This window comes from Cupriavidus gilardii (assembly GCF_013314895.1).
GTDB classification, from domain to species: Bacteria; Pseudomonadota; Gammaproteobacteria; order Burkholderiales; family Burkholderiaceae; genus Cupriavidus; species Cupriavidus gilardii_C.
In genome coordinates this window covers 123,405-138,601 of record NZ_JABTYE010000008.1, presented here as the reverse complement: position 1 = coordinate 138,601, position 15,197 = coordinate 123,405, and the positions used below count along the sequence as shown (strand labels likewise).

Sequence of the window (15,197 nt, the reverse complement as noted above, 5' to 3'; positions counted from 1 at the left end):
GGGTGAAGATGACGGTCGCGAGGCGTTCGGCAGGGCTGGTCGTGTTGCGTCAATTTGGCGGCCAGTGGCGCTGCCTGGTCCTGCGTGCATACCGCAATTGGGACCTTCCGAAGGGGATGCCCGAGCCCGCAGAGGAGCCGTTACAGGCGGCACTGCGCGAGACCGCCGAGGAGACCGGTTTATCGGCCCTGACACTGCCTTGGGGCGATGACTATCGGGAGACCGAGCCGTACTCCAGGGGGAAGATCGCGCGCTTCTACATTGCCTTGTCGGCCGAAGGGGAGGTCAGCCTTCCGGCCAGCGCCGAACTGGGCCGGCCGGAACATCATGAGTTTCGCTGGGTGCCCTTTGCAGCGGCGCTGGAACTGCTGCCGCCGCGCTTCGGGCCGATTTTGCGATGGGCGCAGAGCGTGGTAGAGGCAAGCGCCTCCGCCTGCGGACGATAGGGGACCCCTCGATCAAAGCACCGTGTTCACGTGATGCACGGCCGGCGGTGCGGCAAAGCAGTCGCTGACCAGCTTGCGCCATTCCTGGAATTCCGGCGATTCGCGGAAATGGACCATATGGTCTTCCACGGTCTCCCAGGCCACCACCAGCGCGTATTGCGAAGGCTCCTCGATCGAGCGCTGCAGGTTCAAGCCGTGGCAGCCTTTGGAACGCAGGAACAGCGGCTTTGCCTTCGCCACGTTGGCTTCGAATTGGGCTTCCATGCCGGGCTTGATGGTGATCTGTGCAATTTCGTGGATCATGGTCGGTCGTTTGCCGTTGGATTGATAGGGCTGCCTTTGCGGCAGCATGCCGCGCAAGTCTACCCCTGCAGATCGAGGCTTCGCAAATCGGCGCAGGTGGCCGATGACGGCCGATGATTGCCGATGTCGCCGCATGCCCGGAACCTCGCGCACCCCGGTGTCGTCCAAGCTGGATTCGAACCGATACGGGGCAATGTCATGAGAAAAGGATTTTTCAGTGCAGTGAGTCTGGTTTTCCTGCTGGGAGCGATGGCCGGTTGCACCAGCACCGGCACCGGCACCGGCACCTCCGGCGACCGGCAATCCGGCATCACGATGTACGGCACCGTGGACGCCGGTGTCAGTGTGACGCGATAAGGCAGTGTTACGCGATAAGGCGGCAATCCGCTGCGCCGAAGGCCGGCGTGGTGTCCGTCACGTCGTCCTGCGGCACGCTGGCAAGCGGTGCCGAACCCCGGTAAGCCCTGCATTTCTCAATTGCCTTACCATTCGCTCATTGCGGAGCGGACGCGCCCCGCCGAAAGAACGGATCGAAGGCAACACCATGGCAATGACCATCACCCCAGGAACGACGACCCGCACGCTGATTTCCGGCGAGGCTGGCGATATCGAATTGCTGATCGATGCCCCGAAAGAAGCCGTGCAGGGTATTGCGGTCGTCGGCCATCCTCATCCCATGCAAGGCGGCACGGCCGACCACAAGGTGCCGCACCAGTTGGCCCGGGAACTGAACGCTCACGGATTTCTGGCGGTAAGGCCCAATTTCCGCAGCGTTGGCGCGACGCAGGGCGAGCACGATGGCGGTGTCGGTGAAACGAGCGACATACTGGCGGTGGTCGACCACCTTCGCGAACAATACCCCGATCTGCCACTGGCGCTGGCGGGTTTCTCGTTCGGGGCGTTCGTTGCCGCGCTGGCATCGGTCCAGCTCGCCGAGCGCGGCACCAACCTCGATCATTTGATTCTGACCGGCATGCCGTCAGGCCCCGTCGCGAATCACCGCACTTATGACACGCCGCCGGTGCAACCGAATGCGCTGGTGATCCATGGCGAGAACGACGAGCGGGTCCCGCTTGCCGCGATCTTCGATTGGGCCCGCCCGCAGCAGTTGCCGGTGGTCGTGGTGCCCGGCGCCGATCATTTCTTTACCGGCAAGCTGCCCGTGCTCAGGCGCCAGGTCGCCAGCTATCTGGAACGACCGGCTCCGTCCGCACAGGCGTGATCGGTCGCAGCGCTGTGTCACCCACGCGTCGAGCCTTCCTTCAACCGCTGCAGAAACCATCTCGCGGCAGGTCCGGGCGGCGTGTCCTTGCGATAGACCGCGAACATGGCGATCTGCGGCGTACGCGGTTGAAAGCTCTGCAGCCGTAGCGCAACCAGACGCCCCTGCGCCAGATCGTCCTGCACCATGCCTGCCGGCATATGGCCCCAGCCGAAGCCGGCGCGCAGGAAGGCATGTTTGGCGCCAAGATCCGCCAGGCGCCAGGTCAGCGGCGAAAACACACCGAACGTTGCGCCATCGGTCAGCGTTGTGCGATCGGTCAGTACCAGCTGCACATGGTCGGCCAGCTCGCTGGTACGAATCAGGCGTTTTCGCGAGGCCAACGGATGGTCTGGCGATACGACCGTGACCATCGGCACATCGAGCAGCTTTTCTCCCTCCAGCGTTTCCGGTACCGATGGCATCGAACCGCTGATGCCGAGCCGGCAAACGCGCTCGATCACCGGCCGCATTACCGCGCCCAAGGCTTCGACATACAGGCGTAGTGGCGTATGCGGGAAGGCCTCGCGGAATGCGCCGACCGCCAAGGTCAGCGACGCCATCGGGTACATCACGTCGACCACCACTGACAGTTCGGGTTCAAGACCGTCGGCCATCGCTCTTGCCCTGGACTTGAACCCGTCCATGCCGCTGACGACGACTCGCGCCTGTGCCAGCAGCGCGGCGCCCTGTTCGGTCAGGCGCGGATAGCGGCCGGACCGGTCGAACAACTGCACATTGATCTGCCCTTCGAGATTCGCCAGCGTGTGGCTGACGACGGATTGCGCGCGTCGCAGCTTGCGACCCGCGGCGGAGAAGCTCCCTTCATCGGCGGCCGCGATAAAGGTACGCAATTGATCGAGCGAGACGCCGTCGAGCATATATCTAATCCGTAGATGGATAGCATCCAGAAATATAGTCTTCCTGAATGGGTGTCAAGTCCCTAATCTTGGGGTCAGGCCATCGTGATTCCCGCGATGCACACTCAAGACACCGCTAAAAGACACAGCTAATAGACACAGCTAATAGACACAGCAAATAGACAAAGGAATCCATTGATCATGAACTCGAACCAATTTGCTTCGCAGCCCTTCCTTCCCCTTATCGGCCGCGTAGCGATGGCCGCCATTTTCCTGATCAGCGGCATCGGGAAGTTGATGGCCCCGGCGGCGACCATTGGCTATATCGGATCGCTGGGGCTGCCCGCGCCCGCGTTGGGGTACGCCGGTGCGCTCGGACTCGAGCTATTGGCCGGCGCGATGCTGATCGTCGGTTTTCGCACCAGGGCGGTGGCGGCATTGCTGGCGCTTTATGCGCTAGCCACGGCCGTGCTTTTCCACCATGCGCTGGCCGATCAAAACCAGATGTTCCATTTCCTGAAGAACCTCGCGATGGCCGGCGGCCTTCTGCAAGTCGTGGCATTCGGGGCAGGGGCATACAGCATCGACGCTCGCCGCGATAGCGCGACCCGCAAGGCCGGCATTGCCGCCGCCACGAATTGAACGACAGACCTGCCGCCATCCGGAGCACATCATGAAGAACGCCACAGAACTGCTGCAGCAACATATCGAGACCCTGGTCGGCAATCCGGCGCAATGGCGCGAGCTGCTTGCCGAAGACATCGTCTGGGAACTGCCGTACGCGCCGAGTCTGGGTCACCCCGCGAAGCTGGAAGGCCGCGAGGCGGTCATGCGTCATGCCGACTGGTTCGCAGGCGCCGTTTCCGGGTTCCGCTTCTTCGATCTCGAGATCCTGTCAGCCGCAAGCCCGCAGCACGCCGTGGCCCGCGTCCGTGCCGAAGGACACATCGACGCTACCGGCCGGACTTACGAACAGGAATACGTGGTGTTTCTCACGGCCCGCGATGGCGCGATTGCGCATCTGCGCGAGTATTTCGATCCCGTGCGCGCGGCACTGGCGCTCGACGCACCGATCGTCGGTGTCGCTGCCCGGAGCATCTGATGAAAGCGATTCGTGTTGCGGTCTATGGCGGTCCTGAGGTCATGGCGCTGCAGGAAGTCGCTACGCCTTCCCCCGGCGATGATGAGGTGCCGATCCACGTCAGCGCTTCGGCAGTCAATCCGATCGATTGATGCAGCACGTGCGCGGCAAGGTCGTGATCCAAACCGCCAGCCAGTCCTGAGCTACGCCGGCTGGATCAGCCTGACGCCCTTCCACCGCCCGCTCGCGACCATCGCCGCGACGATGGTCTGCAGCGCGGCCTCGACGCTGCGGCACGCAAGGCTCAGGCTGGCAGACGACGACAGGCACAGGCTGACGCGGCGCTCCAGCGTCGCGTCGGCAATCGACATCGCCGCCAGCTGGTCGTCCTGGTCGCCGGCCAGCGCGGACCAAGGCAGGATGGTCCAGCCCAATCCCTCACGCACTGCCGACAGCAGCACCGATACCGCGCTGGTCTCCGCGACCAGGCGGCATTGCAATCCCGCGCTGACCAGCGCGCGATCCCATAGCACGCGGACCGAATTGGGAAAGCTCGATAGCAGCAGCGGCAGCGCCGCGGCCTGCGCCAGCGTGATGGCGTGCGGATGCCCGGGAATCGGCCGACCGACCAGCATCAGTTGCTCGTCGAGCAGCGGGGTCGACTGCATGTTGGGGCGTTGCTGCACGTCCATCGCCACGGCGAGGTCGAGCTTCTGCAGCGCCAGCGATTCGGCCAGATCGGCGCTGGAGCCTTCGACGATTTCCAGCGTGATATCGGGGAAGTGCTCGGTCACATGCCGCAGCAGCGGCAGTGCGAGCACGCGTGAGGTGCTGGTCGGCAAGCCCACGGTGACATGGCCGCACGGCACGTCGCGGCCGTGCTGTACCGCGGCCTTGGCCTCTTCCATCTGCCGCAGCACCATCTTGGCGTGGCGGTAGAGGATATGGCCGGTCTCCGTGGGCCTCGTGCCCGAGGGGCCGCGCACCAGCAATCTGGCATCGAGCTCGGCTTCGAGGTTGGCGACGTGCTGGCTCAGCGAAGGCTGAGCGATGTGGAGCGCATCGGCCGCGGCGGTGATGCTCTCCAGTTCGACGATGCGCGCGAAATAGCGCAGCTGCTTCAGGTCCATATTCGGCGAGGCGGTGGCATGAGAGCCCACGCCCTGCGGTCGCGCATGCGGCCGGAGCGGTGGCGGGCAAGCCGGCAATGTAGCATCCCGACCCCGGCCCGCCGCTCGCTCCGGCCGCCGGACTAGCCGCGAACCGGCAGATCGAGATACGAAGCCAGTTCGCCGCCGAGCCGGATCGACAGCCGCGGCGGGCGGCCGTGTGGCACCTGCGGAAAGTGGCCGCGGTCCGCGCCGGCGATCGACAGGCGCAGCCGGCTTCCGGCGGCCAGCGTCCAGGCAACGGGCAGCATCGCGAAGTGCATGCGCTCGGTCTGTCCCGGCACCAGACGCACGGCATCGGCCGCCGCGAACGTGCGGTAGGGCCACGTCGTGCGGTATTCCGGCGGGCACGGCGCGGTCTTGCGATGCAGCGCCCGCAGCATGCCTTCGGTCATGTAACGCACCTGGCCGCAAGCCTCGACCTCGGACAGAAAGACATGCAGCGCGGCATCGGGCTCCGAGCTGGCGAGACCGATATTGAGCACGACATGGCCGGCAATCGACAGCGGCGCCGTCAGCACCTGGCCATCGAAGGCAAGCAGGTCCTGTTGCCGCTCGCTCCAGTCCGGGTAGTAGTCCTCGATATTGGCCGCGCCCAGCCGCTCATAGCGCGTTTGACGGCCGGTGGACCAGTTGAAGCTGACCTGCGTATCGCGGTCCGATTCCGTCGGCGGGCAGGTCGTCGACAGACCGGCCGCATCGGCCAGATACAACCGCTGCGTTTGCTGCACCGGCGGCCACGTCGTGGCGGCATGCCATTGCTCGTCGTGCACGCTGTAGTAGTGGACCCGCGCTTCATGCTCGAGGCCGGTAGGCAATTGCATCAGATGATGATCGAAAAACCGCAATACCTCAGCCAGCAGCGGGAAATCCGACGCGGCGCGGCTGCGCCACGGCGAGATATTGGTGCGCGCGCCGTGGTCCCAGGGTCCGAGCAGCAGTCGGCTGTCGTGCCTCGGCAGCGACAGGAAGCGGGTGATCGCGCCATTCGCGTAGCCTCCGCCGTCGTACCAGCCCGAGACCGAATACACCGCGACGTCCTGCGCAATGCCGTCGAGATAGCGGTAAGGGCTGCAGCTGCCCGAATCGAGCGCCGGATCGTGCTGCGTGGCGCCATCGCGGAAGGCAAACTCCGGCGCCAGATCCGCCAGCGCGAAGTTGCTGCGATGCTGCTCGATGGCGGCCCGCACCAGGCTGCCGTCCTGATCGGCGTCGACACGCTCCGGCCCATCGAAGCGCGGATCGTTGAAGTAGGGATAGCGGGCCAGCAGCGCGCGGTCGTCCTGATCGAGCGCGACCATCAGTTCGTCATAGGCTTGTACCCAGACCTTCGACAGCAGCCCGCCGGGGTACAGCTGTTCGCTGTAGATGTCGGACACCGCGAACAGCGGGGCGATGGCCTTGACGGCGGGGTGTCCGGTGCTGGCCAGGAAGCAGGCGGCCGCGCCGAGATAGGAGATGCCGGTCGAACCGATGCGGCCATTGGACCACGGCTGCGCCACGATCCATTCGGCGATTTCGAAGTAATCGTCGCGCTCGGTCGGCGAGCGCAGCGCATCGCGCGTGCCGAAGCTCGCGCCGGTGCCGCGTACGTCGACCACCACCACGGCATAGCCCTTGGGTACGAAGGCGTCGCGGTATTTGGCGGTATTCGGGCTCGGCTCCACGCCCGGCTCGCGCAGCCGAAAGCGGCGGAAATAGGGCGTGAAGATGACGATGGTCGGATAGCGGGCCGGCGCGTCGTTGCCGAGCGTCGAGTGTTCGGCCTCCAGCGGCTGCGGCACGAACACATCGACGGCGAGCTTGCACCCGTCGCGCATCGCCACATAACAGGACAGCGGGGCGTCCGGAACGGCAAAGCGCGAGGGGCGCGTTTCGAGATAGGCGCTGGCCGGTGTTGTCCAGGCATTGCCGCGGTGATCGATATCGGACATGAATCTTGCGTTGGGGTCAGTTGGCTTGCGGCAATGGTAAGCAGCCGCCCGCACGCCGCGGAAAGACGAAATGCCGATGCGGACATAGGGCTGGCCTATGGCATGCCGCGCCGCTGCACACCAAAGCGGGCGTCGGCACAACGCGATGCGCCAAAGCAGGGCCGATACCGATTCCAAAACGCACGGCCTGCACCGTGCCGATCCGCCGTGCCCCTGAACGGGGCGTCCGGTATGTCGCCATAGGCACGACCTATGGCGACATCGAGATTCCGTATTGGTTGCGACCCGCGTGAATTCTTACCATCGCTCTACGAGCCGGATCGATGGCGGCGCGTTGCGCTCATCCAAAGCAGCGGCGCAACGGTGCAATCCAGCCATCGACACCATTTCAATTCGCATGATTGGGGAGAACTGCAGATGTACCGTTCCTTGATGGGCGCCGCGATGGCGGCCCTGATGACGCTGTCCGGCGCCGCGATTGCCCAGGACGCCTATCCCAGCCGACCGATCCGCCTGGTCGTGCCGCAGTCCGCGGGGTCGGGCAGCGACGTGGTGGCGCGGATGCTCGGCGAAAAGCTGAGCCAGGATCTGGGCCAGTCCGTGGTGGTGGACAATCGCGCCGGCGCCAACGGCATCATCGGCACGTCCTTCGTGGCCAAGCAGCCGGCGGACGGCTACACGCTGCTGCTGACCGGTGTGTCGCAGGTCAGCTTCAATCAGCATCTATACAAATCGCTCCCGTACGATCCGCAGAAGGACTTCACCTTTATTGCGCCCGTGGTCGACACGCCGTTCGTGCTGGTAACCAGCAAGGCCAGCGGCATCACGTCGATCGCGCAGTTCATCGAGAAGGCGAAAGCCAAGCCGGGCGGCCTGACCTTCAGCAGCGCCGGGGTCGGCAATTCCACGCATCTGGCGATGGAGATGCTGGCAGACAAGGCCGGCATCAAGCTGACGCACGCTGCTTACAAGGGCTCCGGCCCGGCGCTGACCGGCGTGATCGCCGGCGAAGTCGATGCCATGGTCAGCGTGGTCGGTTCGGCGCTGCCGCAGATCACCGGCGGCAATGTGGTGCCGGTTGCGATCGTCGGTCAGAAGCGCGCCAAGGAACTGCCCAATGTGCCGACTGTGAAGGAGGCGGGCCTGGACGTGCCCGTGATGCCGGGCTGGTTTGCCTTGTTGGGACCGGCCAATATGGACGCCAAGGTCGTGGCTCGCCTGAATGCCTCGGTGCAGGCGTTCCTGTCCGACCCGCAGATCAAAAGCAAGCTGGCCTCGCTCTATCTAGAGCCGCTGGCGGGCTCGGCCGAGGCGATCAAGCAGCGCGCCGCCACCGACGCCAAGGTCTGGGGCGAGTTCATCAAGCGGCGCGGCATTCAGAACTCGTGACCCGCAAACGCGTGAAGGGTGACTCGGCAGTGCAGTCCCGCATGCCCCGATAACACAACTGTGGTCGCCCCCGCAGAAGCGGGGGCCCAGTGACATCGCATACCACCGAACTCGCGCATGGCCGGGAACGCGAGGCCCGCCCGGCGGCGGGCCATACCGCTAGCTCTGCAGCTCCGGCACGTTGCCGGCTTCCTCGTGCACGGTCAGGCGATCGTCGACATCCTGTACCCCCGCGATGCCGCGCACCGCGGCGATCAGTGCCTCGTGCTCGGCCGCCAGGATGTGTCCGCTCAACCATACTCGTCCGCCGACCACGGCCACCTCGATCGCGCCGGGATGGCCCACGAGACGGCCCATTTCTGCGCGAACGCGCTCGGCGATGGTGTCGTCATCGGCCGCGTGCCTGCCCAGGCCAGTGGCGCTGCGTACCTTCGCCGCGATGCCCTGCATCCGGTCGGTGATCCGCTTTGCCTGCTTCTCCGCGAGATCCTGCATGTCGTGGCGGCTTGCCTCGGCCTTGTCTCGCAGCTCCGCGCGGCGCCGGCGGCCCGACTGCGGATCGAACAGATACATGATCGCCGCGCCAACCGCCGCCGCGACCGCAAATGGCAACAGGCCTGGCTTGTTGCCGTGCGTTTCGCGCTGCATGCTGTCCCGCCGATCCTCGTGCATTCCGTCGTTCATTTGCGCCTCCTTGGGAACAATGGCTTCACGCCCCGCCCGGCGGCGGGGACGCGCTTAAAGCGGGGAGCATCAGGTGTGCCAGTTCGACGGGGCAGAAGGAGAGCCGGTGTGGTGGGGGAAAGCGGGCTTCGAGGCCCAAGATAACGCGATCTGTCGGCGCGACGCAGAGGTGAAATTTACCGATGGGGAAATCCGTGTTGCAGAGGGGCGTGCGGAGGGTTTGCAGAAGGGTTTGCACAGGGGCTCGCCCGGAGGTCTTATGGACGGGACTTCGCCGGAATTCGCCGTGGCGCTGCCCTCTGCGCCTCTTTGCCGGCGTCCTTCTCCAGCACCCCGGCCACCCTTGCCTTCAACATCGGCACCACCTCTTCGCCGAACCACGCGTTCCGCTTGAACCACGCCACATTGCGCGGCGAAGGATGCGGCAGCGGCACGTATCGCGGCCCATATTCCGCCCACGCCATCACGGTATCGGTCAGCGACGGCTTGTTCGCGCCGCCGAGAAAATACCGTTGCGCATAGAGGCCGACGAGCAGGGTCAGCTCGATGTTCCTCAGCCTGGCGAGAATCTGGTCCATCCACATCGGCGCGCACTCCGGCCGCGGCGGCTTGTCGCCACTCGCCGCGCGGCCGGGATAGCAGAAGCCCATCGGCACGATCGCGAATTGCGTCGGATCGTAGAACGTCTCGGCATCGACGCCCAGCCACTCACGCAGCCGCGTGCCGCTGGCGTCGTTCCACGGGATGCCGGTCTGGTGGACCTTTGTTCCGGGCGCCTGGCCGACGATCAGGATGCGCGATTGCGGCGACGCCTGCAGGACGGGGCGGGCGCCGAGCGGCAGCTCCGGTTCGCAGGCCCTGCAGGCGCGGACTTCGGAGAGCAGCGTGTCGAGATTGGTGATGCGTTGTGCCTTCATATCAAGGAAGCTGCAGGGCGGCTGTTGTCGCGGCAGATAAGGTGGCGCCGGCCATCCAGCTCGGTTGCGCGACACTTCCGGTGTCGCGATAATCGGTTTCGCGACATTACGCCGCCCTTTAATGTCACGATATTCCCGAATCACGACATCAAGTGATGCCAAGACCCATCCCATCCCGGCAATACGAAGTCGTCCTCGACCTGGTGGCGCGCCACCCGGAAGGCGTCGGCATTGAGCAGATCGATGCGAGCCTGCACGAGGTTGCGACCAGGCGGACCCTGCAGCGGTGGTTGAACGACCTGATCTCGCAAGGATACCTGCGCCGCGAGCGGGCCGGCCGCGCGACCCGGTATCGGCTCGCGACGCTGGTCACCGCTGCGGGCAGCATCAAGCTGGAGGTGAGGACCACCGGGCGGGGCGGTCTTCGGGTGCCCCTGACGGCCGAGGCGGAATCGGTCCAGGCCCATGTACTGCAACCGCTGTCGCAACGGAACCCGGTCGGCTACAACCCGGCGTTCCTCGACGTCTACCGTCCCAATCGAACTTTCTACCTTCCCGAGTCGGTACGCGCGGAGTTGAAGGCGCAGGGAAGCGTGATCGATGCCCATGAGCCTGCCGGCACTTACGCACGCCAGATCGCGAGCCGCCTGCTGATCGACCTGTCGTGGAACTCCAGCCGCCTGGAAGGCAACACCTATTCGTTGCTGGAGACCGAGCATCTGCTGTCCGTCGGCGAAGCCGCGGAAGGCAAGGACGCGCTCGAAGCGCAGATGATTCTGAACCACAAGGAGGCTATCGAGTTCCTGCTGGCAGGTGCCGAAGACATCCAGTTCAACCGCTATACGATCCAGAATCTGCACGCGCTGCTTTCCGAGAACCTGCTGCCGGACCCCGGTGCCAGCGGGCGGCTGCGCACCATTGCCGTCGGCATCGGGCAAACGTCCTTCACGCCGTTGGATGGTCCGCAGCGGATAGCAGAGTGCTTCGACCGCGTGCTCGAGACGGCGGCTGCCATCGAAGACCCGTTCGAGCAGGCTTTTTTCGCAATGGTCCATTTGCCCTATCTGCAGCCGTTCGAGGACGTCAATAAACGCGTTTCGCGGTTGGCCGCCAATATTCCGCTGATTCGACAGAATCTCTGTCCGCTCTCCTTCGTCGACGTTCCGCAGCAGGTCTATATCAGCGCCATGCTGGCCGTCTATGAATTGAACCGGGTCGAGTTGCTGCGCGACGTGTTCGTATGGGCTTACCAGCGCTCGTGCGCGCGCTACTCCGCTGTCCGGCAGTCGGTCGGGGAGCCGGACCCATTCCGGATGCGATATCGAATCCAGATCGGCGAGACCGTGGCCGAGGTGGTGCGCATGCGGATGAACAAGGTCCAGGCCGTGGCCTTTATCCGAAGCCGGGCCGAGCAACTGGCAGAGGAGGAGCGCTCCCGTTTTGTCGAGGTCGTCGAAACGCAATTGATGACCTTGCATCTCGGCAGCATTGCGCGGTTCCGATTGCGTCCTGGCGAATTCGCGCAGTGGGCTGAGGTATGGAAGTGAAATAACGCGTGGTTCGGCAGTTCCGGTACGCGGATATTGCAGCTTTTACAAACGCGTTGCCCCCATTCGGTCAGATGGTGCGCGGCGCAAAACGCTTCCAGCCACGGCATGGTTCTTGCCCCGCCCCGGTCATCAGCGAACCACCAAAGGCACGCATGAAGCCACGGCAAGACGGTCGCAAGGGAGGCAAGGCAATGAAACGCATCGGCGAGCCCGCCCGGTTGCGCGAATCTCTGGATCCGGCCGACGACAAGACGGCAACGGGCGGTGCCATGTCGGCGGCGCCGGCCGAAGCGCTCACCGGCGAAACCTGGCGCAAAGGCGCCCGTGTCACGCTGCCGGTCAGGCAATTGCGACCCACGCAGATGACGGTCGGCCTGTATCACGTGCAAAGCAAGATGGACGTGACACTGCGTCATCAGGGCCGCAAGCAGATCGAACTGCTGGAGCGGCATCGCATCCATGTTGTGATCGGCCCTGGTCCCGCGTTCTACGTCATTGACCATCATCACTGGGCTCGGGCCTGGTACGAACTGGGCATCGAATCCGTGCCTGCGGTGATCAAGCACAACTGGAGCAGCCTGCCGCCGGATCGCTTCTGGCTCGAGATGGAGGCCCGGCATCTGGTCCATCCCTACGATCAATACGGCGAGCGGCAGGGGCTCGCCGCCTTGCCCCATTCGCTGGCCGAGATGCGCGACGACCCGTACCGCAGTCTGGAAGCATTCGCGCAGCTGGCCGGCGGCTACGACAAGGTCAAGCAGGCGTATCCGGATTTCCGCTGGGCAGATTTCTTTCGCCGCCATATCGATGGGCGGCTCGACACGGTGCCCGGTTTCGCGCTGGCGCTTGCGCATGCGGTCAAGCTGGCGCGCAGCAGCAAGGCGCGCGGGCTGCCCGGCCATCTCGATGACAGGGAGGGTGACAGGCCGCGCGGCAAGGCGAGCTCAAGGACCGCCCGCAAGGGCAAGGGCGCGAAGTCGGGCAAATCCGGCAAGGCCGGCCAGTCCGACGGAAAGGCATGATGACGGCGCACGCGCAGGCGAGCACCATCGCGCCGGCAGCCGGCTTGCCCGAGCGCCTGGATGGATTGCCCTGGTCGCGCTGGCATTGGCGCGTGGTCATTGCGCTAGGCGTCGCATGGGTGCTGGACGGACTGGAGGTGACGCTGGTCGGCTCGCTGGGCGGCGTGTTGCAGCGGCCCGATACGCTGGGGCTGTCCGCCTCGCAATTCGGCTGGTCGGGCTCCGTCTATATCGCTGGCGCGGTGCTCGGTGCGCTGATCTTCGGCCGCCTGACCGATCGCCTTGGGCGCAAGCGGCTATTTCTGCTGACCCTGGCGGTCTATATGGGCGCGACGCTGGCGACCGCCTTCTCGCCGAATTTCGCGGTCTTCGCGCTATGCCGCTTCGTCACCGGTCTTGGCATCGGCGGCGAATACGCGGCCATCAATTCGGCGATCGACGAGCTGGTGCCGGCGCGCGTGCGCGGCCGGGTGAGCTTGGCAATCAACGGCAGCTTCTGGCTGGGCGCGGCGCTCGGCGCGGGCCTGAGCCTGGTCTTGCTCGATCCTCGCGTGCTGGGCCCCGAGCTTGGCTGGCGCGCGGGCTTCGCACTGGGCGCGATTCTGGCCGTGGCGATTCTGCTGGTGCGGCGCGATGTGCCGGAGAGCCCGCGCTGGCTGCTGACGCACGGCCGTCCCGAAGAAGCGCTGCGCATCGTCGAGCGGATCGAGGCCGAGGTCTATGGCCATTCCCCACACACCGTTCGGGACGACACCGTGCTCAGGGCAATGCCGCGCACGAAGGCAGAGGCGACGCCGTGGCGAGAGGTCGCACACGTGATGCTGCATCGCTATCGCAGACGCACGGTGGTCGCGCTGGCACTGATGATCTCGCAGGCGTTCTTCTATAACGCGATCTTTTTCACCTACGCGCTGGTGCTGACCCGCTTCTACGCCGTGCCGGACGGCCGCGTGGCGCTCTATCTGTTCCCGTTCGCGCTTGGCAACGTGCTCGGTCCATTGATCCTGGGCCCGCTGTTCGACCAGGTCGGTCGGCGCCGGATGATCGGCCTGACCTATTGCCTGTCGGGCGTGGGGCTGGCGCTGACCGGCTGGGCCTTCGTGCAGGGCTGGGTCGAGGCCCGGGGATTGGCGCTGTGCTGGTCGGCGGTGTTCTTTCTCGCCTCGGCCGCGGCCAGCTCGGCCTATCTGACCGTCAGCGAGGTCTTTCCGCTGGAAATCCGGGCGCTGGCCATTTCGATCTTTTTCGCGATCGGCACCGGCGCCGGCGGGTTTGCCGCGCCGGCGCTGTTCGGCGCGCTGGTCGAGAGCGGCAGCCGCGGGGCCGTGGCGATCGGCTATGCGATCGGCGCGGCGTTGGTCATCGTCGCTGGGCTGCTGGCTTGGCGATACGCGATCGATGCCGAACGCAAGCCGCTGGAAGCGGTGGCCGAGCCGCTGCGGCCGTATCGCGACTGAGCGCGATGGAGCGCGTCGTTGCGCAGACCGCTACCACCCGTTGTGCGATTCGCCGCTGTCGGCCCGCCGGTGGGCGGCAAAGCGCTGCAGCAGGAAATCGACCAGCGCACGGGTCTTCGCCGACAGATGGCTGCGCGTCGGGAACACGATATAGATATCGGCGTTCGGCAGGCTCCATTCCTTCAGCACCGGTTGCAGCTCTCCGCTGCGCAATAGCCCGGCCACATCCCACTCCGAACGCACCAGGATGCCATGTCCTTCGCGCGCCCAGCCGAGCGCCGATTCGCCGTCGTTGGTGCTGAGCGGACCGCGCACCTTGACCGTCTCCTGGCGCGTGCCGCTGCGCAGATGCCAGGTCCCGAAGGTCTCGTCGCTTTCGCGAATGAAGATGCATTGATGGCGCGTGAGGTCCTGCGGCGTGGCCGGTGTGCCGGCGGCCTTCAGATACGCGGGGGTCGCGCACAGCAGCCGGCGATTGTTGGCCAGCAGCCGCGCGGTCAGCCGGGCATCGGGCAACTCGCCAAAGCGGATCGACGCATCGAAGCCTTGTTCGACCAGATTGACCGGTCGGTCGCTCAGGTGCAACTGCACCTCGACGCGCGGATGCAGCCGCGCAAACGCCGATAGCGCCGGGGCGATATGCCGGCGGCCGAAGCCGAGCGTCGCGCTGATCCGCAGCAGGCCGTGCGGCGTTGCACCGCTGCCGGCCACGGTCCGCTCCAGCGCCTCGAGCTCGGCCAGTACGCGCGCGCCTTCAACCAGATAGGTCTCGCCCTCGGGCGTCAGGCTGAGCCGCCGCGTGGTCCGTTGCAGCAGCCGCACGCCAAGGCGGCGCTCGAGCGCCGCCAGCCGCTTGCTGACGGCCGGGGGGGTCACACCCAGTTGCTGCGCGGCCGCAGCCAGGCTGCCGTGCTTGTTGACGGTGGCAAAAAACGCCAGATCGGAAAAGCCGTCCATGGAAGGTCTACCTGCCGCAAGGAGCGCTGATTCGTGAATCATGGTTAATCAAGCATGATCCAAGCGGAAATTATGGTGGTTTTCATCAATGATACGATGCCTTCCACAAGGAAACCAACAAGACGTCGATCACGACGCCAATCACTACCGACCCCTCAGTGGATGGA

17 protein-coding genes are annotated in these 15,197 nt (G+C 65.3%); 10 read left to right on the top strand and 7 right to left on the bottom strand.

Features of this window, described 5'->3' with window-relative positions; genetic code table 11:
- Positions 1-8: 8 nt before the first annotated feature.
- Positions 9-446, top strand: a complete 438-nt coding sequence (locus tag HTY53_RS10350) for an NUDIX domain-containing protein (RefSeq protein WP_174106465.1) — start codon at positions 9-11, stop codon at positions 444-446.
- Between the two features lie 12 nt (positions 447-458).
- Here the strand turns inward: HTY53_RS10350 and HTY53_RS10345 are convergent, their stop codons facing one another.
- Positions 459-749, bottom strand: coding sequence for an antibiotic biosynthesis monooxygenase family protein (locus HTY53_RS10345; protein ID WP_174106464.1), 291 nt, complete (start codon positions 747-749; stop codon positions 459-461).
- Between the two features lie 222 nt (positions 750-971).
- Here HTY53_RS10345 and HTY53_RS24915 point away from each other — a divergent pair, with 222 nt between their 5' ends.
- Both HTY53_RS24915 and HTY53_RS10340 read left to right on the top strand, forming a co-directional pair.
- On the top strand, positions 972-1,106 hold the full coding sequence (locus tag HTY53_RS24915) for a hypothetical protein (protein ID WP_302480476.1): 135 nt from the start codon (positions 972-974) through the stop codon (positions 1,104-1,106).
- A gap of 187 nt (positions 1,107-1,293) precedes the next feature.
- The gene (locus HTY53_RS10340) at positions 1,294-1,971 is read left to right on the top strand and encodes an alpha/beta hydrolase (RefSeq protein ID WP_238511927.1); all 678 of its coding nucleotides are present in this window, start codon (positions 1,294-1,296) and stop codon (positions 1,969-1,971) included.
- Between the two features lie 17 nt (positions 1,972-1,988).
- On the opposite strand, the gene HTY53_RS10335 is transcribed toward HTY53_RS10340, so the two are convergent.
- On the bottom strand, positions 1,989-2,891 hold the full coding sequence (locus HTY53_RS10335; RefSeq protein WP_174106397.1) for a LysR family transcriptional regulator: 903 nt from the start codon (positions 2,889-2,891) through the stop codon (positions 1,989-1,991).
- A gap of 180 nt (positions 2,892-3,071) precedes the next feature.
- On the opposite strand from HTY53_RS10335, the gene HTY53_RS10330 reads away from it, so the two are divergent.
- The 3 genes from HTY53_RS10330 to HTY53_RS24910 are packed head-to-tail and all read left to right on the top strand — an operon-like array spanning position 3,072 to position 4,103.
- Positions 3,072-3,512 carry a DoxX family protein gene (locus HTY53_RS10330; RefSeq protein WP_174106396.1) on the top strand — a complete coding sequence of 147 codons (441 nt, stop codon included), beginning with the start codon at positions 3,072-3,074 and terminating at the stop codon, positions 3,510-3,512.
- A gap of 31 nt (positions 3,513-3,543) precedes the next feature.
- Complete coding sequence (locus tag HTY53_RS10325) at positions 3,544-3,972, top strand: nuclear transport factor 2 family protein (RefSeq protein ID WP_174106395.1); 429 nt, start codon at positions 3,544-3,546, stop codon at positions 3,970-3,972.
- Complete coding sequence (locus tag HTY53_RS24910) at positions 3,972-4,103, top strand: hypothetical protein (RefSeq protein ID WP_302480475.1); 132 nt, start codon at positions 3,972-3,974, stop codon at positions 4,101-4,103. The genes HTY53_RS10325 and HTY53_RS24910 overlap by 1 nt, the downstream gene beginning before the upstream one ends.
- Positions 4,104-4,154: 51 nt before the next feature.
- On the opposite strand, the gene HTY53_RS10320 is transcribed toward HTY53_RS24910, so the two are convergent.
- Positions 4,155-5,081 (bottom strand): LysR substrate-binding domain-containing protein, encoded by a 927-nt coding sequence (locus HTY53_RS10320; protein ID WP_174106394.1) that lies wholly within the window; start codon positions 5,079-5,081, stop codon positions 4,155-4,157.
- Between the two features lie 122 nt (positions 5,082-5,203).
- A complete protein-coding gene (locus HTY53_RS10315; protein WP_174106393.1) occupies positions 5,204-7,054 on the bottom strand; it encodes a CocE/NonD family hydrolase in 1,851 nt (616 codons plus the stop codon).
- 417 nt (positions 7,055-7,471) lie between these two features.
- Between HTY53_RS10315 and HTY53_RS10310 the strand changes: the two genes are divergently transcribed.
- Positions 7,472-8,443 carry a Bug family tripartite tricarboxylate transporter substrate binding protein gene (locus HTY53_RS10310; RefSeq protein ID WP_174106392.1) on the top strand — a complete coding sequence of 324 codons (972 nt, stop codon included), beginning with the start codon at positions 7,472-7,474 and terminating at the stop codon, positions 8,441-8,443.
- A gap of 159 nt (positions 8,444-8,602) precedes the next feature.
- Here the strand turns inward: HTY53_RS10310 and HTY53_RS10305 are convergent, their stop codons facing one another.
- Positions 8,603-9,127, bottom strand: a complete 525-nt coding sequence (locus tag HTY53_RS10305; RefSeq protein ID WP_174106391.1) for a YtxH domain-containing protein — start codon at positions 9,125-9,127, stop codon at positions 8,603-8,605.
- A 257-nt stretch (positions 9,128-9,384) separates the two neighbouring features.
- A complete protein-coding gene (locus HTY53_RS10300; protein ID WP_174106462.1) occupies positions 9,385-10,044 on the bottom strand; it encodes a uracil-DNA glycosylase family protein in 660 nt (219 codons plus the stop codon).
- 155 nt (positions 10,045-10,199) lie between these two features.
- On the opposite strand from HTY53_RS10300, the gene HTY53_RS10295 reads away from it, so the two are divergent.
- The 3 genes from HTY53_RS10295 to HTY53_RS10285 all read left to right on the top strand — a co-directional run bounded on the left by HTY53_RS10295 (position 10,200) and on the right by HTY53_RS10285 (position 14,073).
- On the top strand, positions 10,200-11,591 hold the full coding sequence (locus HTY53_RS10295; RefSeq protein ID WP_174106390.1) for a Fic family protein: 1,392 nt from the start codon (positions 10,200-10,202) through the stop codon (positions 11,589-11,591).
- A 74-nt stretch (positions 11,592-11,665) separates the two neighbouring features.
- Positions 11,666-12,616, top strand: coding sequence for a ParB/Srx family N-terminal domain-containing protein (locus tag HTY53_RS10290; protein ID WP_254599893.1), 951 nt, complete (start codon positions 11,666-11,668; stop codon positions 12,614-12,616).
- The gene (locus HTY53_RS10285; RefSeq protein ID WP_174106460.1) at positions 12,616-14,073 is read left to right on the top strand and encodes an MFS transporter; all 1,458 of its coding nucleotides are present in this window, start codon (positions 12,616-12,618) and stop codon (positions 14,071-14,073) included. Before HTY53_RS10290 ends, HTY53_RS10285 begins: the two co-directional genes overlap by 1 nt.
- Before the next feature lie 30 nt (positions 14,074-14,103).
- Here the strand turns inward: HTY53_RS10285 and HTY53_RS10280 are convergent, their stop codons facing one another.
- Positions 14,104-15,030 carry a LysR substrate-binding domain-containing protein gene (locus HTY53_RS10280; RefSeq protein WP_174106389.1) on the bottom strand — a complete coding sequence of 309 codons (927 nt, stop codon included), beginning with the start codon at positions 15,028-15,030 and terminating at the stop codon, positions 14,104-14,106.
- Positions 15,031-15,197: the final 167 nt, after the last annotated feature.